This window comes from Klebsiella sp. (assembly GCF_027492335.1).
GTDB classification, from domain to species: Bacteria; Pseudomonadota; Gammaproteobacteria; order Enterobacterales; family Enterobacteriaceae; genus Klebsiella; species Klebsiella huaxiensis.
This window is the reverse complement of record NZ_JAPUEW010000100.1, coordinates 1-23,304: the sequence shown is the minus strand read 5'-3', so window position 1 is coordinate 23,304 and position 23,304 is coordinate 1. Positions and strand designations below refer to the sequence as shown.

Sequence of the window (23,304 nt, the reverse complement as noted above, 5' to 3'; positions counted from 1 at the left end):
CGGAGACGAAAATGAATTCGTTACAACAACGGTCAAGCGCTTTAGAACTCACAATCCTACAGGATGGCTTTGCGCTAACGTATCAACAGCGCCTGATTCTGCGCCATACCTCGCAAACCCCTTGCCTGTGGATTGGCGCCGGCGTCGCGGATATTGATATGTTTCGCGGCAACTTCAGTATTAAAGATAAACTGAACGAGAAAATTGCCCTCACGAGTGCCACGGTCAGTGAATCGTCTGACGGCTGGCGGGTCGATTTCAGCCGCGGCACCACCATCAACGCTACGCTACAAATATCCACTGATGAACAGGGCCGCCTGAAGCTGGATCTGCAAAACGACGATCTCAGCCACAATCGCATCTGGCTGCGGCTGGCCGCTAACCCGGCCGATCATATCTACGGCTGCGGCGAACAGTTCTCTTACTTTGATTTACGCGGCAAGCCGTTCCCCCTGTGGACCAGCGAACAGGGCGTGGGTCGTAATAAAAATAGTTATGTCACCTGGCAGGCGGACTGCAAAGAGAACGCGGGCGGCGACTATTACTGGACCTTCTTCCCGCAACCCACCTTTGTCAGCACGCAAAAATACTACTGCCACGTTGATAACAGCTGCTACATGAATTTCGACTTTAGCGCACCGGAGTATCACGAGCTGGCGCTGTGGGAAGACAAAACCACCCTGCGCTTTGAGTGCGCTGACACCTATATTTCCCTGCTGGAAAAACTGACCGCGCTGTTAGGCCGCCAGCCAGAGCTGCCGGACTGGATTTACGACGGCGTCACGCTGGGTATTCAGGGCGGCACCGAGGTTTGCCAGTACAAACTGGACACCATGCGCAACGCGGGCGTGAAGGTGAACGGTATCTGGGCGCAGGACTGGTCCGGGATCCGTATGACCTCCTTTGGCAAGCGCGTGATGTGGAACTGGAGATGGAACAGCGACAACTACCCACAGCTGGATAGTCGGATTAAGCAGTGGAAAGAAGAAGGCGTGCAGTTCCTCTCGTATATCAACCCGTACGTTGCCAGCGATAAAGATCTCTGCGCCGAAGCGGCAGACCGCGGCTATCTGGCAAAAGATGCCGCTGGCGGTGACTACCTGGTTGAGTTCGGCGAGTTTTACGGCGGCGTTGTCGATCTGACTAACCCGGAGGCCTACGACTGGTTCAAAGAAGTCATCAAAAAGAACATGATTGAGCTCGGTTGCGGCGGCTGGATGGCGGATTTTGGCGAATACCTTCCAACCGATACGTATCTGCACAACGGCGTCAGCGCCGAGATCATGCACAATGCCTGGCCTGCGCTGTGGGCGAAGTGTAACTACGAGGCGCTACAGGAGACCGGCAAGCTCGGCGAGATCCTGTTCTTTATGCGTGCGGGTTACACCGGCAGCCAGAAGTACTCCACTATGATGTGGGCGGGCGATCAGAACGTTGACTGGAGCCTTGATGATGGTCTGGCTTCGGTCGTCCCTGCGGCGCTGTCGCTGGCGATGACCGGCCACGGCCTGCACCACAGCGATATCGGCGGCTACACAACCCTGTTTGACATGAAACGCACGAAAGAGCTGCTGTTGCGCTGGTGCGACTTCAGCGCCTTCACCCCGATGATGCGCACCCACGAAGGTAACCGCCCAGGCGATAACTGGCAGTTTGATGGCGATGCAGAGACTATCGCCCACTTTGCCCGTATGACAACCGTGTTCACCACCCTGAAACCGTATCTCAAACAGGCCGTTGCGCAGAACGCCGCCTCCGGCCTGCCGGTGATGCGCCCGCTGTTCCTGCATTACGAAGACGATGCAGCCACCTATACCCTGAAATATCAGTATCTGCTGGGTCAGGATCTATTGGTTGCGCCGGTTCACGAACAGGGTAAATGCGACTGGACGCTGTATCTGCCAGAAGACAGCTGGGTCAACGTCTGGAGCGGTGAAACCTACCATGGCGGCGAAATTACCATCGATGCGCCAATTGGCCAGCCACCCGTCTTCTATCGCGCGAAGAGTGAGTGGGCATCGCTGTTTGCTACTTTACGCCACATCTAATACGGCTCGCCCGCGGGGAAACTCGCGGGCAAACGGAGAATAACAATGAGTCAAAATTCAGCTAATCCGGCAACCCTGCGCTTGCCTTTTAAAGAAAAACTAGCCTATGGGATGGGCGATTTAGGTTCCAATATTCTTCTGGATATCGGTACGCTCTATTTACTCAAGTTTTATACCGATGTTCTTGGATTACCAGGAACTTACGGCGGTATTATTTTCCTTATCGCCAAGTTTTTTACCGCGTTTACCGATATGGGCACCGGGATTATGCTCGATTCGCGGCGTAAAATTGGTCCGAAGGGTAAATTCCGTCCATTCCTGATTTACGCAGCTTTCCCGGTTACGCTTCTGGCTATCGCTAACTTTGTCGGCACGCCGTTTGAAATCACCGGCAAAACGGTGATGGCAACGGTGCTGTTTATGCTGTACGGACTGTTCTTCAGCATGATGAACTGCTCTTACGGCGCGATGGTACCCGCGATAACGAAAAACCCGGATGAGCGCGCTTCGCTTGCCGCCTGGCGTCAGGGTGGCGCCACGCTCGGCCTGCTGCTGTGCACCGTCGGCTTTGTGCCGGTGATGAACCTGATCGAAGGCAACTCGCAACTGGGTTATATTTTCGCCGCCACGCTGTTCTCCCTGTTCGGCCTGCTGTTTATGTGGCTGTGCTATGCAGGAGTTAAAGAGCGCTACGTCGAAGTTAAGCCCGTTGATGCGGCGCAAAAGCCGGGATTACTGCAATCCTTCCGCGCCATCGCCGGTAACCGCCCGCTGTTTATTCTGTGCATTGCCAACCTCTGTACGCTCGGTGCGTTTAACGTCAAGCTAGCGATCCAGGTCTATTACACCCAGTACGTCCTGAACGACCCAATCCTCCTCTCCTGGATGGGCTTCTTCAGTATGGGCTGTATCTTTATCGGCGTATTCCTGATGCCGGGAATGGTGAGACGCTTTGGTAAGAAAAAGGTCTATATCGGCGGCCTGCTGATTTGGGTAGCGGGCGATCTGCTCAACTACTTCTTTGGCGGCGGATCGGTCAGTTTTGTTGCTTTCTCCTGCCTGGCCTTCTTTGGTTCGGCGTTCGTCAACAGTCTGAACTGGGCGCTGGTCTCCGACACAGTGGAATATGGCGAATGGCGCACCGGCGTGCGTTCTGAAGGTACGGTGTACACCGGGTTTACCTTCTTTCGCAAAGTGTCGCAGGCGCTGGCTGGCTTCTTCCCCGGCTGGATGCTGACCCAGATTGGCTACGTGCCCAACGTGGTGCAATCGGCGGGTACCGTCGAAGGCTTACGCCAGCTGATTTTTATTTATCCGTGCGCGCTAGCGGTGATCACCATCGTGGCGATGGGTTGTTTCTACAACCTTAACGAGAAGATGTATGTCCGCATCGTTGAAGAGATAGAAGCCCGTAAACAACCTGTCTGATAAAAATAATGAATAGCGCCCTTCAGGGCGCTACTGAGGAGCGATTATGTCTGACCATGATCCGCTAACGTTAAAACTGAGCCTACGGGAAAAATGCGCCTATGGCGTGGGTGACTTCGGCTCAAATTTGATGCTGTGTATCGGCACGCTGTATCTGCTTAAATTTTATACCGATGAACTAGGGATGCCTGCATATTACGGCGGGATCATCTTTCTGGTAGCGAAGTTCTTCACCGCCTTTACCGATATGCTAACCGGCGTATTACTGGACTCGCGGCGTAATATCGGCGCAAAGGGGAAATTCAGGCCTTTTATTCTGTATGCCTCATTCCCCGTCGCGCTGGTCGCCACAGCGCAGTTTTTAGCGACAGATTTTACGCTAACGGTGAAAACGGGGCTGGCAACGGTGCTGTTTATGTTGTTCGGCCTGTTCTATAGCCTGATGAACTGCTCTTACGGGGCGATGGTTCCCGCCATCACTAAAAACCCGCACCAGCGCGCAGAACTCGCTGCGTGGCGACAGGGCGGCGCAACCCTGGGCCTGTTACTGTGTACCGTTGGCTTTATGCCCATTCAGGCGCTTTTTACAAGTTCACCTTCGCTTGGCTATCTGATTGCTGCGCTGATCTTCTCCGTTTGCGGGTTATTCAGCATGTGGTGGTGCTTTAGCGGGGTGAAAGAGCGCTATATTGAAATCGTACCGGATCATCATAAACCCAGTATTCTCAAGTCGTTCTGCGCGATTTTCCGTAACCCTCCTCTGCTGGTGCTGTGTATTGCTAACCTATGTACGCTGGCGGCATTTAACATCAAGCTGGCGATTCAGGTCTATTACACCCAGTACGTTCTGAACGATATCCATCTGCTGTCATGGATGGGTTTTTTCAGTATGGGATGTATTCTGGTGGGCGTTTTTCTTGTCCCCACAACGGTGAAGCGCTTCGGTAAAAAGCAGGTTTACCTGGGTGGACTGGCATTGTGGGCCATAGGCGATGTGCTGAACTTTTTCTGGGGAAGTACATCATTTTTATTTGTGACATTCTCCTGCATGGCCTTCTTTGGCACTGCCTTCGTTAACAGCCTGAACTGGGCGCTGGTTCCGGATACGGTTGATTACGGTGAGTGGAAAACGGGTATTCGTGCGGAAGGGTCGGTTTATACTGGTTATACCTTTTCACGAAAAATTTCCGCAGCGCTTGCTGGGTTCTTGCCAGGTATTATGCTGACGCAAATTGGTTATATCCCCAATATTGCGCAAAGTGAAACTACGCTGCTCGGTTTACGTCAGCTTATTTTCCTCTGGCCCTGCGGTCTGGCGATTATCGCGGCATTCACTATGGGCTTCTTTTATAAGCTCAACGAAAGCCGTTTTGCCTTTATTATTGAGGAAATTGGCCAACGAAAAAAACAACACAACCCAGTATTGTGAATAACTAAAAGACTTCTTTTTTAATTATTGCCGCTCTATCCATTTTAATGGATAGCGGCTCCCCTACGTTAAAAAATGGATTTATTATGAAAAAAATAAACGCGATACTTCTGTTAACCTCTGTTATCTCTACCTCTGTTTTTGCCGGTGCCTACGTGGAAAACCGTGAAGCATATAACCTCGCATCCGATCAGATGGAGGTCATGCTGCGCGTTGGCTATAACTTTGATATGGGCGCTGGCCTGATGCTCACCAACACCTATACTCTGCAACGCAAGGATGAGTTAAAGCATGGCTATAACGAAATCGAAGGCTGGTATCCGCTATTCAGACCAACGGATAAATTAACGATTCAGCCGGGAGGGTTAATTACTGACAAGAGCATTGGCTCCAGCGGTGCGGTTTATCTGGATGTGAATTATAAATTTACCCCGTGGTTTAATCTGACCGTGCGTAACCGCTATAATCACAATAACTACAGCTCAACTGACTTAAACGGTGAGCAAGATAATAATGATACCTACGAAGTAGGTACCTATTGGAATTTTATTATCACCGATAAATTTTCTTATACTTTTGAACCACACTATTTTACGCGGGTGAATGACTTTAATAGTAGCAACGGTAAAGACCATCACTGGGAAATTACCAATACCTTCAGATATCGGATCAATCAAAACTGGCTGCCTTACTTTGAACTACGCTGGCTGGATCGTAATGTGGAGCCGTACCACCGGGAACAAAACCAGATACGTGCTGGGGTGAAGTATTTCTTTTAAGTTTTTTAAGCAAAAAAAAGCCGCTGATTATCAGCGGCTTTTCATAGCAAGAAGCATTAATTAATCTTCTTTAGAACCACGCATCGCGCGTTTACGATCGTTCTCGGTCAGATGACGCTTACGGATACGGACAGAAGTCGGGGTGACTTCTACCAGTTCGTCGTCATCGATGAACTCAAGAGCTTGCTCCAGCGTCATTTTCAGTGCCGGAACCAGGGTCGTCGCTTCGTCAGTACCGGAAGCACGCATGTTGGTCAGTTTCTTACCGGTCAGGCAGTTTACAGTCAGGTCGTTAGAACGACTGTGAATACCGATGATCTGGCCTTCGTAAACTTCTGCACCGTGACCCAGGAACAGCTTACCGCGGTCCTGCAGGCTGAACAGTGCGAACGCAACTGCTTTACCCTGGCCGTTGGAGATCAGAACACCGTTCTGACGCTGACCCACATCACCCGCACGAACGTCGTCGTAATGGCTGAAGGTGGAGTACAGCAGACCGGTACCGGAAGTCATGGTCATGAATTCTGAACGGAAGCCGATCAGACCACGGCTTGGGATCACGTAGTCAAGACGTACGCGGCCTTTGCCATCTGGATTCATGTTTTTCAGGTCGCCTTTACGCTCACCCAGTGCCTGCATCACAGAACCCTGGTGCTGCTCTTCGACGTCCAGCGTGACGTTTTCGAACGGCTCTTGTTTACGACCATCGATTTCGCGGAAGATAACTTTCGGACGGGAAACCGCCATCTCGAAACCTTCACGACGCATGTTCTCGATAAGAACCGACAAGTGCAGTTCGCCACGACCAGAAACGCGGAATGCATCTGCATCCGGAGTCTCTTCAACGCGCAGCGCCACGTTATGTACCAGCTCTTTGTTCAGACGGTCAAGGATCTGACGAGAAGTAACGTACTTACCTTCTTTACCGCAGAACGGAGAGGTGTTGACGCAGAAGAACATAGATACGGTCGGCTCATCAACAGACAGCGCCGGCAGCGCTTCAACATTCTGCGTATCGCAGATGGTGTCGGAGATGTTCAGCTCGCCCAGACCGGTGATCGCGATGATATCGCCAGCTTCTGCAACGTCGCTCTCGATACGCTCAAGACCCAGATGGGTCAGAACTTTACCGACTTTACCGTTACGGGTTTTGCCTTCGCTATCAACGATAGTAACCTGCTGGTTCGGCTTCACTTTACCGCGTTTGATGCGGCCGATGCCGATGACGCCAACGTAGTTGTTGTAGTCCAGCTGGGAGATTTGCATCTGCAGCGGGCCATCAAGGTCAACGTTCGGAGCCGGTACGCGATCGACGATAGTCTGATACAGCGGAGTCATATCGTCAGCCATATCTTCGTGATCCAGACCCGCGATACCGTTCAGCGCAGAAGCGTAAACGATAGGGAAGTCCAGCTGTTCGTCGGTAGCGTCGAGGTTTACGAACAGGTCGAATACCTGATCGACAACCCAGTCAGGGCGTGCGCCCGGACGGTCAACTTTGTTGATAACAACAATTGGCTTCAGGCCATGAGCAAAGGCTTTTTTGGTCACGAAGCGCGTCTGCGGCATCGGACCATCCATTGCATCAACGACCAGCAGAACGGAATCGACCATGGACATGACACGTTCAACTTCACCACCAAAGTCGGCGTGCCCCGGGGTATCAACGATGTTGATACGGTAATCATTCCATTTGATAGCGGTGTTTTTAGCCAGGATGGTAATCCCACGCTCTTTCTCCAAATCGTTGGAGTCCATCACACGCTCTTGAGTTTCGGCACGCGCATCGAACGTACCGGATTGCTGCAGCAGCTTATCAACCAGGGTAGTTTTACCATGGTCAACGTGCGCGATGATGGCGATGTTACGCAAATTTTCGATCACAACTTTGCCTCAGGCATTTAGAAATAGCGCGTTATTGTACACGGATTAATCGCACTACAAAACAGGATCACAAACATCCCCCGCAAACAAGTATTGCAGAGTTTCTTTGTGACCGCTTTCACGGAGCGTTAAAAGGGTTATTAAAGGTCAATTGCACCAAATAAGTGCCCAATGTTCACACAATTGCACTATTATAGTGCAATGCATTCATAATGGTGCAGCCCTTTTGCACGATGGTGTGCATGATAACGCCTTTTGGGGGCAATTTAAAAGTTGGCACAGATTTCGCTTTATATTTTTTAAGGCAACAACGCCACCTTAAGCAGTTAGAAAGTTTTCGTTACCACGACGACAATGACCAATCCGGGAGAGTTTAAGTATGTCCGCTGAACACGTTTTGACGATGCTGAACGAGCACGAAGTGAAGTTTGTCGATCTGCGCTTCACCGATACCAAAGGTAAAGAACAGCACGTTACTATTCCTTCTCATCAGGTAAATGCCGAATTCTTCGAAGAAGGCAAAATGTTTGATGGCTCCTCGATTGGCGGCTGGAAAGGTATTAACGAATCCGACATGGTTCTGATGCCGGACGCAACTACCGCGCTGATCGACCCGTTCTACGAAGAACCGACGCTGATCATCCGTTGCGATATCCTGGAACCAGGCACCCTGCAGGGCTATGACCGTGACCCGCGCTCCATCGCCAAACGTGCGGAAGAATACCTGCGCGCAACCGGCATTGCGGATACCGTGCTGTTCGGGCCAGAACCAGAATTCTTCCTGTTCGACGACATTCGTTTTGGTGCGTCTATCTCCGGTTCCCACGTTGCTATCGATGATATCGAAGGCGCATGGAACTCCTCCACCAAATACGAAGGCGGCAACAAAGGCCACCGTCCTGGCGTGAAAGGCGGTTATTTCCCGGTTCCGCCAGTAGACTCTTCTCAGGATATCCGTTCCACCATGTGTATGATCATGGAAGAGATGGGCCTGGTTGTTGAAGCTCACCACCACGAAGTCGCAACTGCAGGTCAGAACGAAATCGCTACCCGCTTCAATACTATGACCAAAAAAGCGGACGAAATTCAGATCTACAAATATGTTGTGCACAACGTCGCACACCGTTTCGGTAAAACAGCGACCTTTATGCCAAAACCAATGTTTGGCGATAACGGTTCCGGTATGCACTGCCACATGTCCCTGTCCAAGAACGGCGTAAACCTGTTCTCCGGCGACAAATACGCAGGCCTGTCTGAACAAGCGCTGTTCTACATCGGCGGCGTAATCAAGCACGCTAAAGCCATTAATGCCCTGGCGAACCCGACCACCAACTCTTACAAGCGTCTGGTCCCGGGTTACGAAGCACCGGTCATGCTGGCTTACTCTGCCCGTAACCGCTCCGCTTCCATCCGTATTCCGGTAGTGACCTCTCCGAAAGCGCGTCGTATCGAAGTCCGCTTCCCGGATCCGGCTGCTAACCCGTACCTGTGCTTTGCTGCATTGCTGATGGCTGGCCTTGACGGTATCAAGAACAAAATCCATCCGGGCGAAGCGATGGACAAAAACCTGTACGATCTGCCGCCGGAAGAAGCGAAAGAGATCCCACAGGTTGCAGGTTCTCTGGAAGAAGCATTGAACGAACTGGATGCTGACCGTGAATTCCTGACCGCTGGTGGCGTATTCACCAACGACGCAATCGATGCTTACATCGCCCTGCGTATTGAAGAGAACGACCGTGTACGCATGACTCCGCACCCGGTTGAGTTCGAGCTGTATTACAGCGTTTAATTTTGCTGTAAATCCGCGGTATTCCGTGTTGTGGCGTGGGGTACCGAGGATGTTTTGTTGCCGTGGAAACTTTCAGCCCATCTCAGGATGGGCTTTTTTCTCCACCAACGCGCTGATCTCATGAGCTTTTTACTCATAAAAAGCTATACTGCACTAAAATAGTGCACTCTAATTCAGGAGACTGTCAGATGGCAACAGGCACACTGCCCGATGCTGGGCAGATCCTTAACTCTTTAATCAACAGTATCTTACTGGTCGATGACGACCTGGCGGTGCATTACGCGAACCCGGCTGCACAGCAGTTGCTGGCGCAAAGCTCACGTAAGCTATTTGGTACTCCGCTCCCGGAGCTGTTGAGCTATTTCTCGCTGAATATTGGTCTCATGCAGGAGAGCCTGCAGGCGGGCCAGGGCTTTACCGATAACGAAGTAACGCTGGTCATCGATGGTCGGTCGCATATCCTGTCTCTGACGGCACAGCGCCTTCCTGAGGGCTACATTTTGCTGGAAATGGCACCGATGGATAATCAGCGACGTCTGAGCCAGGAACAGCTTCAGCACGCACAGCAGATTGCCGCGCGTGACTTAGTGCGCGGTTTGGCCCACGAGATTAAAAACCCGTTGGGTGGCCTGCGCGGTGCCGCACAGTTGCTGAGCAAAGCGCTGCCCGATCCTTCGTTGACGGAATACACCAAAGTCATCATTGAACAGGCCGATCGGTTAAGAAATCTGGTCGACCGCCTGCTGGGACCGCAGCATCCTGGAATGCACGTCACAGAGAGCATTCACAAGGTTGCAGAGCGAGTGGTGAAGCTGGTGTCTATGGAGTTGCCGGATAACGTCAAACTGGTTCGTGACTACGACCCAAGCCTGCCGGAACTCCCACACGACCCGGATCAAATTGAACAAGTGCTGCTGAATATCGTACGCAATGCGCTGCAAGCGCTGGGGCCTGAGGGCGGAGAGATAGTCCTGCGTACCCGTACGGCGTTCCAGCTGACCCTGCACGGGGTTCGCTACCGCCTTGCAGCACGTATTGACGTTGAAGATAACGGCCCGGGAATACCGTCTCACTTACAGGATACGCTGTTTTATCCGATGGTGAGCGGGCGCGAAGGCGGTACTGGCCTCGGGCTATCTATCGCCCGCAGCCTTATCGATCAGCACTCCGGCAAAATTGAATTTACCAGTTGGCCAGGGCATACCGAATTCTCGGTATACCTGCCTATTCGGAAGTAGAGGTGTTTATGCAACGAGGGATAGCATGGATCGTTGATGACGATAGCTCCATCCGTTGGGTGCTTGAACGCGCGCTCACCGGGGCTGGCTTGAGTTGTACAACGTTTGAGAGCGGCAGCGAGGTGCTTGATGCCCTCACCACCAAAACCCCGGATGTCCTGCTGTCTGATATCCGTATGCCGGGAATGGATGGACTGGCGCTGCTGAAACAAATTAAACAGCGTCACCCGATGCTCCCGGTCATCATAATGACGGCGCATTCAGATCTGGACGCGGCGGTCAGCGCTTATCAGCAAGGTGCCTTTGATTATCTGCCAAAACCGTTTGATATCGATGAAGCTGTGGCGCTGGTCGATCGCGCAATCAGCCATTATCAGGAACAGCAGCAGCCGCGAAATGCGCCAATAAATAGCCCAGCGGCCGATATTATCGGCGAAGCGCCAGCAATGCAGGACGTTTTTCGCATTATAGGCCGCTTGTCACGTTCCTCCATCAGCGTGCTGATCAACGGGGAGTCCGGTACCGGTAAAGAGCTGGTTGCCCATGCTCTGCACCGCCACAGCCCGCGCGCCAAGGCACCATTTATCGCGCTGAATATGGCGGCAATCCCCAAAGACTTGATTGAATCAGAACTGTTCGGCCACGAGAAAGGGGCCTTTACGGGCGCGAATACCGTGCGCCAGGGGCGTTTTGAACAGGCAGACGGTGGCACGTTGTTCCTCGACGAAATCGGCGATATGCCGCTGGACGTACAAACTCGGTTGCTGCGCGTGCTGGCTGATGGCCAGTTTTATCGCGTAGGCGGCTATGCGCCGGTGAAAGTGGATGTGCGCATTATCGCCGCCACCCACCAGAATCTTGAGCTGCGCGTACAGGAAGGAAAATTCCGCGAGGACTTATTCCACCGCCTGAACGTGATTCGCGTCCATCTCCCGCCGCTACGCGAGCGTCGGGAAGATATTCCGCGTCTGGCGCGCCACTTCCTGCAAGTTGCCGCTCGTGAACTCGGCGTTGAAGCTAAGCTGCTGCACCCGGAAACGGAGATGGCGTTAACCCGGCTGGCCTGGCCGGGTAACGTGCGTCAACTGGAGAACACCTGTCGTTGGCTGACGGTGATGGCGGCAGGCCAGGAGGTTCTGACCCAGGATCTTCCCAGTGAGCTGTTTGAAACCGCGATACCGGATAATCCGACGCAAATGCTGCCGGATAGCTGGGCCACGCTGTTGGGGCAATGGGCTGACCGCGCTTTACGTTCCGGTCATCAAAACCTGCTGTCAGAAGCGCAGCCGGAGATGGAGCGCACGCTCTTGACCACCGCGCTACGCCACACTCAGGGGCATAAACAAGAAGCAGCACGCCTGCTGGGATGGGGCCGTAATACGTTGACACGTAAGCTAAAAGAACTGGGAATGGAGTAGTAGAACAGTGTCGTGTAAAAAATAGTCTGCCAGCGCAAACTGCTGCTATTTTGTACTTTACTGTTCAAATGCGTTGAGTATGATCGTGCCCGGAAAGACAGGGGGAAATCATGCTTGAATCACTCATAAATATTATATCGAGCGGTGTCGCAGCCGGTCACACCCCGCAGACGGCAATAGCTGCTGTTCTGTGTGCGGCGATGGTTGGATTGTTTAGCTGATAATTCACCCTCTCCCGGCAAGGAGAGGGTGAATAGATTAAATCACGCGGGAAAACTGCTGCATCCGCGCTTTCTGGCGCAAATATGCGTCAAAGCACATGCATATGTTGCGAATCAGCAACCGACCTTTCGGCGTCACCTGAATCCCTTTCTCATCCACATCCATCAGCCCGTCTTTGGCCAGCGGCGCCAGCAGTTTCATATCTTCAGTGAAGTAGCCATTGAAGTCTAAGTCCCACTGCGTTTCTACAGCGGAGAAATCGAGACGGAAATTGCAGATCAGCGCTTTAATGACATCGCGACGAATACAGTCATCGCGAGTCAACGCAATGCCACGCCATAAAGCCGTTCCGGTTTCATCAATCTGCTGATAATACTGCTTCAGCTCTTTTTGGTTCTGCGCATAGCAGTCGCCAATCATACTGATCGCCGAAACACCCAGCCCCAGCAGATCGGAATCTCCTTGGGTGGTATAGCCCTGGAAGTTGCGATGCAAAATACCTTCACGTTGGGCTATCGCCAGTTCATCGTCCGGACGAGCAAAGTGGTCCATACCGATAAACTGATATCCCGCAGCGGTCAGCGAATCAATCGTTTCCTGCAGGATATCCAGCTTCTGCTCTGCTGAAGGTAAATCGGCATCTTTGATTTTGCGCTGCGCGGCGAAGAGCGTCGGCAAATGCGCATAGTTAAATACGCTCAGACGATCGGGATTTAGCTCAGCAACACGCCGGAGCGTAAAAGCGAAGCTCTCTGGCGTTTGCTTCGGCAGTCCGTAAATCAAATCGATATTGGTAGAAGTAAAGCCAATCTCTCGGGCGTGGTTGAGCAGGGCGAAGATAAACTCTTCATCCTGCTCGCGGTTCACCAGGCGCTGCACCTCTTTGTTGAAATCCTGCACGCCCATGCTCAAGCGGTTGAAACCTTCAGCGCGTAAATGATCCAGTACATCAAGCTCAATTTCACGCGGATCGACTTCAATGGAAATCTCAGCCTCGGCGTTAAAATTGAAATGCGTACGCAGCAGGCTCATCAGGCGGCTAATTTGCGCCTTATTTAAATATGTCGGCGTACCGCCGCCCCAATGCAGTTGGTTAACCTGGCGACCCGCAAAAAGCGGCGCGCGATGGATAATCTCCTGCTCAAGGACGTCCAGATACTGATCGGCTTTATGCTGCTGGCGGGTAACAATTTTATTGCAGCCACAAAAATAGCAGAGCTTATGGCAAAACGGGATATGCACGTACAGCGATAGAGGTCGCTGCGGATAACGGGCTACCGCTGCGTCAAATTCAGCAGCGCCAAATTCCGGAGAAAACTCCAGCGCGGTGGGGTACGAAGTATAACGCGGCCCGGAATAGTTATATTTTTGGATCAGGGCCAGATCCCAGTCGATTAACTGCACAGACATGCTCACTCCTTCCGATGGTGCCGTCGGCGGGTACGCCGCTCCGGCCCAACCACATCAGGGGTAATGAGCCGGTTGCGCAGCCATTTCTGACGCCGCGACAACCGTCGTAGTTTAACGAATAACCACAGCAGATAACATATAACCAAAAGGGTTATAAGCAGGACCGGGAATCCGATGGGGTGCAAATGTTAGTTTCCGCCCTTCAGTAAACGCATCATATCTTCTTTGCGTTCTTCCTCTTCCTCATCTTCGTCATCATCGTAGGAGAGGCCGAGTTGTTGCATCAGTTCATCAATACGGTCCAGTTTGGCATCAACCCAGGTCTGCTCTTCAGCATTCAAGGTTCCGCCCTCTTCCAGACGTTCCAGCAGCGCGTCCAGGCGCTCATCGTTCTCCAGCAAATCCAGCTCAGCCTGCGGTGAAAGCATAGGTTTCTCGCTCTTCGGTTTATGCTGCTTAATCACTGGGGCATTCTCTGTCACACCCAGCGGGATCGGTTTTTTGCTGCCAATGCGCGGATCTTGCTGTTGGCCTTGTTTTTTACCTGCAGAGGCGGCATCACCACCGGTCGCACGACTTCCTGCCGCATGACCGCGATGTTTCTTCTGCTGCTTACGATCGCGAGCTTCCTGGTTCAATTCTTCACGCGTTTTGCGACTTTTTTTGCCACGAGGTACAGATGTCGGTTTTTTCATGGTGTTAATCTTCAGGCCGTTTTCTTCAGTATAGAATTGAGGCGGAATCTAGCAGAAAGCAAGCAAAGAAAAAAGGCGACAGATTACTCTGTCGCCTTTTTCCGCACTGACAACCCTTAATGGGTTTCTACTTTCCATGTTAGCTAACGACAACCCCTGTCTTTCCTTTAGCTACCAACAGTCCCTGTTACATCCATTTCCTTTTAAAACGTCTCCAGACGCCTGTCATCCTGACAATCCGTAGTCCTCGCCTCCTGGCGCTTCCTGACACCTCGTCCTGAGTCTTAATCCTGTTAGCTTCCTTCGCCCTTGCCCGCTACTTTACTGGTTTAAGAAAAACCTACAACCAGCAACTGTATAAAAAATGCTAATTTCAGAATCTTCTCTTCACTTAATTGTATGATTTATAGAATGTTAGTGAATTTTTAATCAGGCTTTTCTCACAAATGTCTTATATCAACAATGGCCAATGTCTCACAAAGCATGTGGTTTTTACTCACATCGGTGAGTTGCGGTAAAAACAGCCTTTTTCTATTGTTCAGGTATAATCCTCGCCATAGCCTGATTAACGGAGACGACCGTCTTGACCAACTGGAATTATCAACTGACGCATTTTGTCACTAGCGCACCAGATATACGCCATCTTCCTTCTGATACCGGTATCGAAGTGGCATTCGCTGGCCGCTCTAACGCAGGGAAATCCAGCGCCCTGAATACGCTGACTAACCAGAAAAGCCTTGCTCGTACATCAAAGACGCCTGGGCGTACGCAGCTCATTAACCTGTTTGAAGTTGCTGAGGGAAAACGTCTGGTCGACCTGCCAGGCTATGGTTACGCTCAAGTTCCTGAAGAGATGAAAATCAAATGGCAGCGGGCGCTGGGTGAATACCTGGAAAAACGCCTGTGTCTGAAAGGGCTGGTCATACTGATGGATATCCGGCACCCGCTTAAAGATCTCGATCAGCAGATGATCCTATGGGCCGTCGAAAGCGATATCCCTGTTCTTGTGCTGCTGACTAAAGCCGATAAGCTGGCCAGTGGCGCGCGCAAAGCCCAGCTCAACCAGGTCCGTGAAGCGGTAATCGCATTTAATGGTGATGTGCAGGTGGAAGCATTTTCTTCCCTGAAGAAGCAGGGCGTAGATAAACTGCGTCAGAAACTGGATAGCTGGTATAACGACATTCCTCCTCAGGAAGAGCCTGAAGACGGCGAGTAATTATCGTCAATTTTCCCGGGTATGGGCATACAGAGCCTTATCCGGGCAGCCTGCCTCGCCAATATCAAGACGCAAAAAATTTTCTTTCACGCAATAAAAAACGCCCCGGTCATAAATGACCGGGGCGGCTAAAATATTCAGCCAAATCCGATTACGTGAAGTAAAAGGTCTGAAAGATAGAACATCTTACCTCTGTACCCTACGTCTTTAACTCTACTCTTGTTTCCGTTATGGATAAAGCATTTTTGTAGTTTATTTTCAGTCTTTACATAGCAAATTCAAATGATCATCACAAAACGGTATAAGTTATGTTACTCACTTACAAAAAATGGCCTTATGTACTGAACACTTAGTGCGCTTGATCCCAATTTTCCCCACTACCCACTTCTACCAGCAGCGGAACTGCCAGCGTCGTGCTGCTTTCCATCAGTTCGTGGATCTTTTTCGCGACCGTATCTAAATCGTCTTTATGAACTTCGAAGACTAATTCATCGTGTACCTGCATGATCATACGCACTCGCGGTTTTTCACTTAACAGCCAATCATCTACAGCGATCATTGCGCGTTTAATGATATCCGCAGCAGTTCCCTGCATCGGCGCGTTGATTGCCGCACGCTCAGCACCAGCGCGACGTGCACCGTTGCTGGATTTAATGTCCGGCAAGTAGAGTCGGCGGCCATCGAGCGTTTCAACATATCCCTGCTCTTTTGCCTGCGCACGGGTACGTTCCATATAATCCAGCACACCTGGATAGCGCTCAAAGTAGAGATCCATATATTTCTGCGCTTCTTTACGCGGAATATTGAGCTGTCGCGCAAGGCCAAATGCGCTCATCCCGTAAATCAGGCCAAAGTTGATAGCCTTTGCGCTGCGTCGCTGTTCGCTGCTCACGCTTTCAAGCGGCAAACCAAAAACCTCTGCCGCAGTAGCGCGGTGGATATCTTTCCCCTCCGCAAACGCGGTTAGCAGGCCGTTATCACGCGACAGGTGCGCCATAATGCGCAATTCAATTTGCGAGTAGTCGGCGGAGACAATGAGATAATCTTGCGGAGCAATAAACGCCTGACGAATACGGCGTCCTTCTTCGTTACGTACCGGAATGTTCTGCAGGTTCGGATCGGTAGATGACAGGCGTCCCGTTGCAGTAACCGCCTGGTGATAAGATGTATGCACGCGACCCGTTTTCGGGCTGATCATCAGCGGCAGCTTATCGGTATAAGTGGATTTGAGTTTTGCCAGACCACGATATTCAAGGATAACTTTTGGCAGCGGATAATCCAGAGCCAGCTCTTCCAACACCTCTTCCGACGTAGACGGAGCGCCGCCCGGCGTCTTCTTCAGTGGTTTAATCCCTTGCTTTTCAAACAGGATGGTTTGCAGCTGCTTAGGCGAAGAGAGGTTAAACTCTTCTCCTGCAATATCATATGCCTTCTTCTCCAACTCAATCAGGCGCTTGGCGATTTCCTGAGAATGCGCATGCAGCACGGCTGGGTCAATCTTCACGCCATTACGCTCAACGCGAGAGAGCACTGGCACCAACGGCATTTCTATATTTTTAAAGATGTTCAGCGGGCCTTCATTCTGCTGAAGCTTTGGCCACATCTTCAAATGCAGTTGCAGAGTCACGTCAGCATCTTCCGCCGCGTAACGACCAGCTTCTTCCAGTGCGATTTGATTAAAGGTGAGCTGATTTTTACCCTTGCCGGCAATCTCTTCAAAAGTAATGGTTTTGTGCTTCAACCAGCGATCGGAAAGGCTATCCATATCATGGCGGCCCGCTACGCTGTCAAGAATGTAGGACTCCAGCATGGTATCAAAGGCAATACCGCGCAGCTCAATGTCATAGTTAGCCAGAATACCGCGATCATATTTGAGGTTCTGTCCTACCTTAAGAGCCTTATCGTTTTCCAGTAAGGGCTTCAGCAGTTCCAGCACGCGGTCGCGCGGGATCTGATCCGGCGCATCCAGATAGTCATGAGCAACCGGTACATAAGCTGCGATGCCTGGCTCAACGGCGAATGACAGGCCGACCATATTGGCGGATACATTATCAAGGCTGTCAGTTTCGGTATCAAAAGCAAAAAGCGGCGCTTTCTTCAGTTTTTCGATCCACGTCGTCAGTGTTTCTTCATCAAGAATCGTGACATAGTTTTCAGAGGAGAGCGTTGCCGCCGTCTCTTCTTCAGCATCTGCAGCATCTGCCGCCACTTCGACTGGTTTCGCGGTAGGTTTAACGCCTTTTGCCTGCATCCATTTACCGGACTCAACATCGGTTATCCAGCGTTTGAATTCATACTTTTTAAACAGCGTCAGCAGTTCATCCGCTGCGGGTTGCTCAACGAGCAGTTCCTCACAGCTCAAATCCAGTTCAACATCCGTTTTAATCGTCGCCAGCTGATAAGAGAGATACGCAACCTCTTTATTCTGTTCTAGCTTCGCCGCCATCGTTTTAGATCCGCGGAAGCTCAGGCCGGCGATTTTCTCAGACTCAGCATACAGGGTATCAAGCCCACCCAGCCCCTGTAGCAACGCCTGCGCGGTCTTTTCGCCGACCCCAGGAACACCAGGAATGTTGTCCGAGGAGTCACCCATGAGAGCAAGGAAATCAATGATCAGTTCAGGTGGAACGCCGTATTTTGTGACGACTTCATCCGGACCAAGAATAGTGTTAGTCATCGTGTTAATCAGGGTAATACCCGGCGTAACTAACTGAGCCATATCTTTATCACCCGTGCTAATCAGCACTGGACGACCTGCCTTTTCAGCTTCACGCGCCAGTGTACCGATCACATCATCAGCTTCAACGCCCGGAACAGCCATCAGAGGTAAGCCCATCGCCTTAACCATGGTATGCAACGGCTCGATCTGCGCACGCAGATCGTCCGGCATCGGTGGACGATGAGATTTATAGTGCTCAAATAATTCATCACGGAAAGTCTTCCCTTTGGCATCAAAAACCACGACTGCATGAGTCGGTTGATACTGTAGGATCAGGCTTCGCAGCATATTCAGTACGCCGTACATTGCGCCAGTCGGTTCACCAGCGCTGTTAGTCAGCGGGGGAAAAGCGTGATATGCCCGGTAAAGGTAAGAGGAGCCGTCAACGAGGATGAGGGGGTTTTCTGGGATCTGAACCATAATTTCCGTGCCTGTTTATCAGATTATGGGTAAAGGATGCCACAGACGGGCATAAAATCCTGAATTTTTCCCCTATTTCATCGAAAAGATTCATTGATCTCCACGATCATTGCACAACTTAATCTGTGGATAACTTTGTGCATAGTTTTAAAATGATAGCTGGGCAACTCTTAACAAAATAGCCCTTTAAATAATTAATTCATATTTATCATTTAGTTAACGTTATATATTTTATCGTAATGTCATTTTGATGACTCAATACTCCATGTGGATATAAGATCCGGAAATTTTTCTGCTCTGGTAAGACCCGTTATTTGCTGTATTTTCTGATAAAATCAGTCCCTTGCGCTGTTTAAATGCGTTTTTTGTCAGCCTAACTTTCTGAATAAACTAACTATGTCGAGATTACTCGCTGCGATAACCCTTCTGCTGAGTATCGCCCTTACTATCTTAGTCACTATAATCTGCTCGGTGCCGATAATCATCGCCGGACTGATTAAACTTCTTGTGCCGATTCCTGCGGTCTGGCGCTCGATATCTGTTTTCTGCAACTTCATGATGTATTGCTGGTGTGAAGGGTTGGCACTACTGCTACATCTTAATCCGTGGTTAAAATGGGATGTTCAAGGTATTGAAGGCCTGAACAAGAGAAACTGGTATTTACTTATCAGCAACCATCACAGTTGGGCTGATATCGTGGTGCTCTGTGTGCTGTTTCGCAAACATATCCCAATGAATAAATACTTTCTCAAACAGCAGCTAGCCTGGGTACCGTTCATTGGTCTTGCTTGCTGGGCCCTGGACATGCCGTTTATGCGCCGTTACTCACGTGGTTATTTAATTCGTCATCCAGAACGTCGCGGTAAAGATGTTGAAACCACCCGTCGTTCCTGCGAGAAATTCCGCGTCCACCCAACGACTATCGTTAACTTTGTCGAAGGTTCACGTTTTACTGAAGAAAAACAGCGTCAGACTCGCTCACCTTACAATAACTTATTACCCCCAAAAGCTGCGGGTATCGCTATGGCATTGGGCGTGCTGGGATCGCAGTTTGATAAGCTGCTCAACGTGACGTTATGTTACCCAGAGAACAACCACAGGCCATTTTACGACATGCTAAGTGGTCGATTGACGCGGATTGTGGTGCGAATAAATCTGGAGCCTGTAGCTGAAGATCTACATGGCGACTATGTGAATGATAAAAACTTTAAGCGCCACTTCCAGCGTTGGTTAAATATGCTGTGGGAAGAAAAGGATCGTCAACTGACGGAAATAATGCGGCAGAAAAAATGATTTTAGTCGCTGAAAAGAACAACGCCGGTCAATGACCGGCGTTTGTTTTTTTATTTCTTCTCAACTAACTGCTTAACAGTATCGGCATACTGAGCAACAAATGCGTCCATGTTGCTGGTATCCATCCCTTGCGGGTTAATCTGATATTTTCCGTTAACGTACATCGCGGGTACGCCCTGCAGTTGGAAATCAGCAGCGGCTTTTTCTTGCTGAGCAACCAGAGATTTCACCACGAAGCTGTTCCACGCCGCATCGTACTCTTCGCCTTTCACACCAGAATCAACAAAGATTTTACGGATATCGGCCACGGTCTGGACGGACTGGGTTTTCTGTACCGCTTCAAACATTGGAACAGTAATCTTGTCTTCCACGCCCAGCGCCATCGCCACAGCCCACGCCTGAGTCAGATCCTTGCCCAATGGGCCCAGGAACTCAACGTGGTATTTAGTCATCTTGACGCCTTCAGGCAGCTTTTTCTTCACATTATCTGACACATGAAGTACTTCTTCAAACTGATAGCAATGGGGGCAGTAGAACGAGAAGAACTCGAGCACCTGAGGCTCGCCAGCAACTGGCTTGTCGAGAGTGATGTACTGCTTACCGTCGGTGATCTGGGCAGCGGATGCACTAAAAGCCAGAATCATACCAGCCAGCGCCAGCCAAATTTTGTTCATGATTAATTCTCTCCTGGATATTTCACATTAATACATTGGCGTTAACTGAAGAGGGGGTTCCTGCAGAACCTTCACCTGCTCAAGAAAAGTTATTGTCTGCCCGCGCCAGTAATCTTCCCCGGTTAACCATGGGAAATTTATAGGGAAAGCAGGATCATTCCAGCGTCTGAGCAACCACGCCAGATAATAAACTAACCGCATCGCACGTAAAGGTTCGATGAGAGCGATTTCATCCGTATTAAAAGAGCTGAACTCTTCATAGGCTTCAATGATCATCTCAAGCTGCATCCGCTGCTCGGCTTTATCACCATTTAACAGCATCCAGAGATCCTGGATAGCGGGACCATTACGCGCATCATCTAAATCAACAAACAGAGGGCCATCACGCCAGAGGATATTTCCGGCATGGCAGTCACCGTGCAAACGTAAGATATTAGCGTTCCCGTGCCATTGTGCCATTACAGCATCAATCAGTTTATCGGTAGCGCTGAGAAAGGCCTCTTTCAGACCAGCAGGAATCAACGGAGAGATCTCAAAGACCTGGCGTGGCTCAAGGAGATATTCATTAGTACCAATCTCCGGGCGAGCGACAAAACGCTGCTTGCGACCCGTTTGATGCATACGGCCAAGATAGCGTCCAACCCATTCCATCTGATCGAGATTATCCGCCTCAAACTGACGTCCACCCAGGCTTGGGAAAACGGCAAAGAAGAACCCCTGGTGCTGGTGAAGCGTACTTTCATGGAAAGATAATGGCGCCGCAACGGGAACATCATCCTGCATGAGTTGAAGGGTAAACTGATGTTCTTCGAGGATTTGTTCTGCAGACCAGCGTTCAGGACGATAGAACTTCACCACATAGCGGTGGCGATCTTCGTCCTGAAACTGGTAAACGCGGTTCTCATAGCTGTTAAGCGGGGTGAGCCCAGATTCCACCCGCATACCCAGATCAAACAAACCATCAATGATGGTATCCGGGTGAAGCGTCTGAAAATTGAAAGCCTTATCGTGCATCCTGACATCCGATAATCGTGCGAATGATTCAGGATATCATCTCATAGCCTGTTCCGTGGCAGCGCTTACAACCTTTTACTCTTTAATGACTCCGCGAGCGCGAAGCAATGCGGTTTTGAAGTCTTCTTCATAATCTTTCTGAATACCGGGAATAACGGCCTCTTTTGTCGAGTCGCGCATTTTCAGATGATAAATCAGAATATCGTCGGAAAGATCGCTTAATTCCCCCGTATAACCGGCCTCTTTGGCCAGTTTTTGCAAGAATTGAATCAAATTTAGTTCAGGTTCTTTCTGCCAGGCAGGTTGGAGGAGTTCAATGACTTCATTCAGACGTTTACATTTCATAGTAATGCTCCTTACTCTAGATAAAGACACGTTAGCAGGGACAATCCCACAATGAAAGAGGCGATATTGATATGCAAGGCAGGGTAATAACCGGTGTTGTGCTGGCGGGAGGAAGAGCCACACGCATGGGGGGGATAGATAAAGGATTGCAGCAGCTAAATGGTAAAGCCTTGTGGCGTCACGTCGCCGACTCGCTAGAAACTCAGGTAACAAACCTGGTGATTAGCGCTAACCGCAATCTTGATAGCTGGCAAGGGAGCGGCTACCCGATTATTACCGACAGCCTGAACGACTTCCCTGGCCCACTGGCCGGGATGCTCTCCGTTATGCAACAAATCGAGAGCGAGTGGTTTTTGTTTTGCCCGTGCGATACGCCATTTATTCCCTCATTTCTTGCCGAGCGCTTAATACAGCAGAAAAAATCATCCCCGGCCGTTTGGGTTCATGATGGTGAGCGCGACCATCCAGCTATTGCTTTAGTTAATCAAGAGGTGATTGCAGAACTGGAAATCTATCTGGCCGGGGGAGAGCGGCGAGTAATGGTATTCATGCGTAAGATTGGTGGGCATAGTGTTGATTTCAGCGATGTAAAATCAGCCTTTATTAACGTAAACACTCTTAACGATTTGCAGAGTATGCAGGTGCCATCATGATACCTCTTTTGGCTATCGCTGCCTGGAGCGGTACAGGTAAAACAACGTTGTTGAAGGCGCTGATCCCGGCATTATGTACTGAAGGTCTACGCCCGGGGCTCATTAAACATACTCACCATGATATGGACGTGGATAAACCCGGCAAAGATAGCTATGAGCTACGTAAAGCCGGAGCTGCACAGACTATTGTCGCCAGTTCACAGCGCTGGGCATTAATGACGGAAACACCTGATGAACCAACTCTGGACCTTGTCTGGCTGGTAAGCAGAATGGACGCATCAACGTTAGATTTAGTGCTAGTTGAAGGTTTTAAGCATGAATCTGTGCCAAAAATTCTACTTTATCGGCAAAACAACGGACATAGCGTAGAAGAGTTGGTGTTTGATGAGCACGTGATTGCGATAGCCAGCGATATTCCTGTCGAAACATCACTTCCACTGTTAGATCTAAATGATATTCAGCAGATAGTCACTTTTATTATGCAGTGGTTAAAGAGGCCTAAATAAGCATCCGATAGATATTTCAGATATAGCCATGTGCAATTATCCTGATATATCTATCGATATTTGCGGACTATAAAAACGCAAAAAGCCCATCCTGACGGATGGGCTCTTCACTTAATTAATGCCT

General features: G+C 50.4%; 20 protein-coding genes. 12 read left to right on the top strand and 8 right to left on the bottom strand.

What is annotated here, in order from left to right:
* Positions 1-11: 11 nt before the first annotated feature.
* From QVF11_RS28065 to ompL, 4 genes are all read left to right on the top strand, one after another.
* Positions 12-2,048 (top strand): alpha-glucosidase, encoded by a 2,037-nt coding sequence (locus QVF11_RS28065; RefSeq protein ID WP_287861103.1) that lies wholly within the window; start codon positions 12-14, stop codon positions 2,046-2,048.
* Positions 2,049-2,093: 45 nt separating this feature from the next.
* Positions 2,094-3,476, top strand: a complete 1,383-nt coding sequence (locus tag QVF11_RS28060) for an MFS transporter (protein ID WP_142513264.1) — start codon at positions 2,094-2,096, stop codon at positions 3,474-3,476.
* Between the two features lie 46 nt (positions 3,477-3,522).
* Positions 3,523-4,905, top strand: coding sequence for an MFS transporter (locus tag QVF11_RS28055; protein WP_112216903.1), 1,383 nt, complete (start codon positions 3,523-3,525; stop codon positions 4,903-4,905).
* A gap of 86 nt (positions 4,906-4,991) precedes the next feature.
* Positions 4,992-5,684, top strand: a complete 693-nt coding sequence (gene ompL, locus QVF11_RS28050; RefSeq protein WP_142513266.1) for a porin OmpL — start codon at positions 4,992-4,994, stop codon at positions 5,682-5,684.
* A 60-nt stretch (positions 5,685-5,744) separates the two neighbouring features.
* Here ompL and typA read toward each other — a convergent pair whose 3' ends face one another.
* The gene (gene typA, locus QVF11_RS28045) at positions 5,745-7,568 is read right to left on the bottom strand and encodes a ribosome-dependent GTPase TypA (RefSeq protein ID WP_112216905.1); all 1,824 of its coding nucleotides are present in this window, start codon (positions 7,566-7,568) and stop codon (positions 5,745-5,747) included.
* A gap of 379 nt (positions 7,569-7,947) precedes the next feature.
* Between typA and glnA the strand changes: the two genes are divergently transcribed.
* The 4 genes from glnA to QVF11_RS28025 all read left to right on the top strand — a co-directional run bounded on the left by glnA (position 7,948) and on the right by QVF11_RS28025 (position 12,234).
* Complete coding sequence (glnA, locus tag QVF11_RS28040; protein ID WP_112216906.1) at positions 7,948-9,357, top strand: glutamate--ammonia ligase; 1,410 nt, start codon at positions 7,948-7,950, stop codon at positions 9,355-9,357.
* Between the two features lie 188 nt (positions 9,358-9,545).
* Entirely contained in the window at positions 9,546-10,595 is a 1,050-nt protein-coding gene (gene glnL, locus QVF11_RS28035; RefSeq protein ID WP_110276073.1) for a nitrogen regulation protein NR(II), read from the top strand.
* 8 nt (positions 10,596-10,603) lie between these two features.
* On the top strand, positions 10,604-12,013 hold the full coding sequence (gene glnG / locus QVF11_RS28030; RefSeq protein ID WP_110276072.1) for a nitrogen regulation protein NR(I): 1,410 nt from the start codon (positions 10,604-10,606) through the stop codon (positions 12,011-12,013).
* 110 nt (positions 12,014-12,123) lie between these two features.
* A complete protein-coding gene (locus QVF11_RS28025; RefSeq protein WP_110276071.1) occupies positions 12,124-12,234 on the top strand; it encodes a YshB family small membrane protein in 111 nt (36 codons plus the stop codon).
* Positions 12,235-12,271: 37 nt separating this feature from the next.
* Here the strand turns inward: QVF11_RS28025 and hemN are convergent, their stop codons facing one another.
* Positions 12,272-13,645, bottom strand: a complete 1,374-nt coding sequence (gene hemN / locus QVF11_RS28020) for an oxygen-independent coproporphyrinogen III oxidase (RefSeq protein WP_287861098.1) — start codon at positions 13,643-13,645, stop codon at positions 12,272-12,274.
* A 188-nt stretch (positions 13,646-13,833) separates the two neighbouring features.
* Positions 13,834-14,340 (bottom strand): Der GTPase-activating protein YihI, encoded by a 507-nt coding sequence (gene yihI, locus QVF11_RS28015; RefSeq protein WP_110276068.1) that lies wholly within the window; start codon positions 14,338-14,340, stop codon positions 13,834-13,836.
* Between the two features lie 583 nt (positions 14,341-14,923).
* On the opposite strand from yihI, the gene yihA reads away from it, so the two are divergent.
* A complete protein-coding gene (gene yihA, locus QVF11_RS28010) occupies positions 14,924-15,556 on the top strand; it encodes a ribosome biogenesis GTP-binding protein YihA/YsxC (RefSeq protein ID WP_110276067.1) in 633 nt (210 codons plus the stop codon).
* Between the two features lie 137 nt (positions 15,557-15,693).
* Here yihA and spfP read toward each other — a convergent pair whose 3' ends face one another.
* Positions 15,694-15,741 carry a small protein SpfP gene (gene spfP, locus QVF11_RS28770; protein WP_071892919.1) on the bottom strand — a complete coding sequence of 16 codons (48 nt, stop codon included), beginning with the start codon at positions 15,739-15,741 and terminating at the stop codon, positions 15,694-15,696.
* A gap of 164 nt (positions 15,742-15,905) precedes the next feature.
* Positions 15,906-18,695: a DNA polymerase I gene (polA, locus tag QVF11_RS28005; RefSeq protein WP_142513268.1), complete on the bottom strand. Its 2,790-nt coding sequence runs from the start codon at positions 18,693-18,695 to the stop codon at positions 15,906-15,908.
* A 396-nt stretch (positions 18,696-19,091) separates the two neighbouring features.
* Between polA and QVF11_RS28000 the strand changes: the two genes are divergently transcribed.
* The gene (locus QVF11_RS28000; RefSeq protein ID WP_287861094.1) at positions 19,092-19,988 is read left to right on the top strand and encodes an acyltransferase; all 897 of its coding nucleotides are present in this window, start codon (positions 19,092-19,094) and stop codon (positions 19,986-19,988) included.
* 50 nt (positions 19,989-20,038) lie between these two features.
* On the opposite strand, the gene dsbA is transcribed toward QVF11_RS28000, so the two are convergent.
* The 3 genes from dsbA to QVF11_RS27985 form a co-directional block, all read right to left on the bottom strand.
* Positions 20,039-20,662 (bottom strand): thiol:disulfide interchange protein DsbA, encoded by a 624-nt coding sequence (dsbA, locus tag QVF11_RS27995; RefSeq protein WP_110276064.1) that lies wholly within the window; start codon positions 20,660-20,662, stop codon positions 20,039-20,041.
* A gap of 27 nt (positions 20,663-20,689) precedes the next feature.
* The gene (locus QVF11_RS27990; protein WP_287861091.1) at positions 20,690-21,676 is read right to left on the bottom strand and encodes a serine/threonine protein kinase; all 987 of its coding nucleotides are present in this window, start codon (positions 21,674-21,676) and stop codon (positions 20,690-20,692) included.
* Between the two features lie 75 nt (positions 21,677-21,751).
* The gene (locus QVF11_RS27985) at positions 21,752-22,021 is read right to left on the bottom strand and encodes a YihD family protein (protein WP_110276062.1); all 270 of its coding nucleotides are present in this window, start codon (positions 22,019-22,021) and stop codon (positions 21,752-21,754) included.
* 71 nt (positions 22,022-22,092) lie between these two features.
* Between QVF11_RS27985 and mobA the strand changes: the two genes are divergently transcribed.
* Both mobA and mobB read left to right on the top strand, forming a co-directional pair.
* Complete coding sequence (gene mobA / locus QVF11_RS27980) at positions 22,093-22,674, top strand: molybdenum cofactor guanylyltransferase MobA (RefSeq protein ID WP_112216913.1); 582 nt, start codon at positions 22,093-22,095, stop codon at positions 22,672-22,674.
* A complete protein-coding gene (gene mobB / locus QVF11_RS27975; protein WP_112216914.1) occupies positions 22,671-23,180 on the top strand; it encodes a molybdopterin-guanine dinucleotide biosynthesis protein MobB in 510 nt (169 codons plus the stop codon). Before mobA ends, mobB begins: the two co-directional genes overlap by 4 nt.
* Positions 23,181-23,304 lie beyond the last annotated feature (124 nt).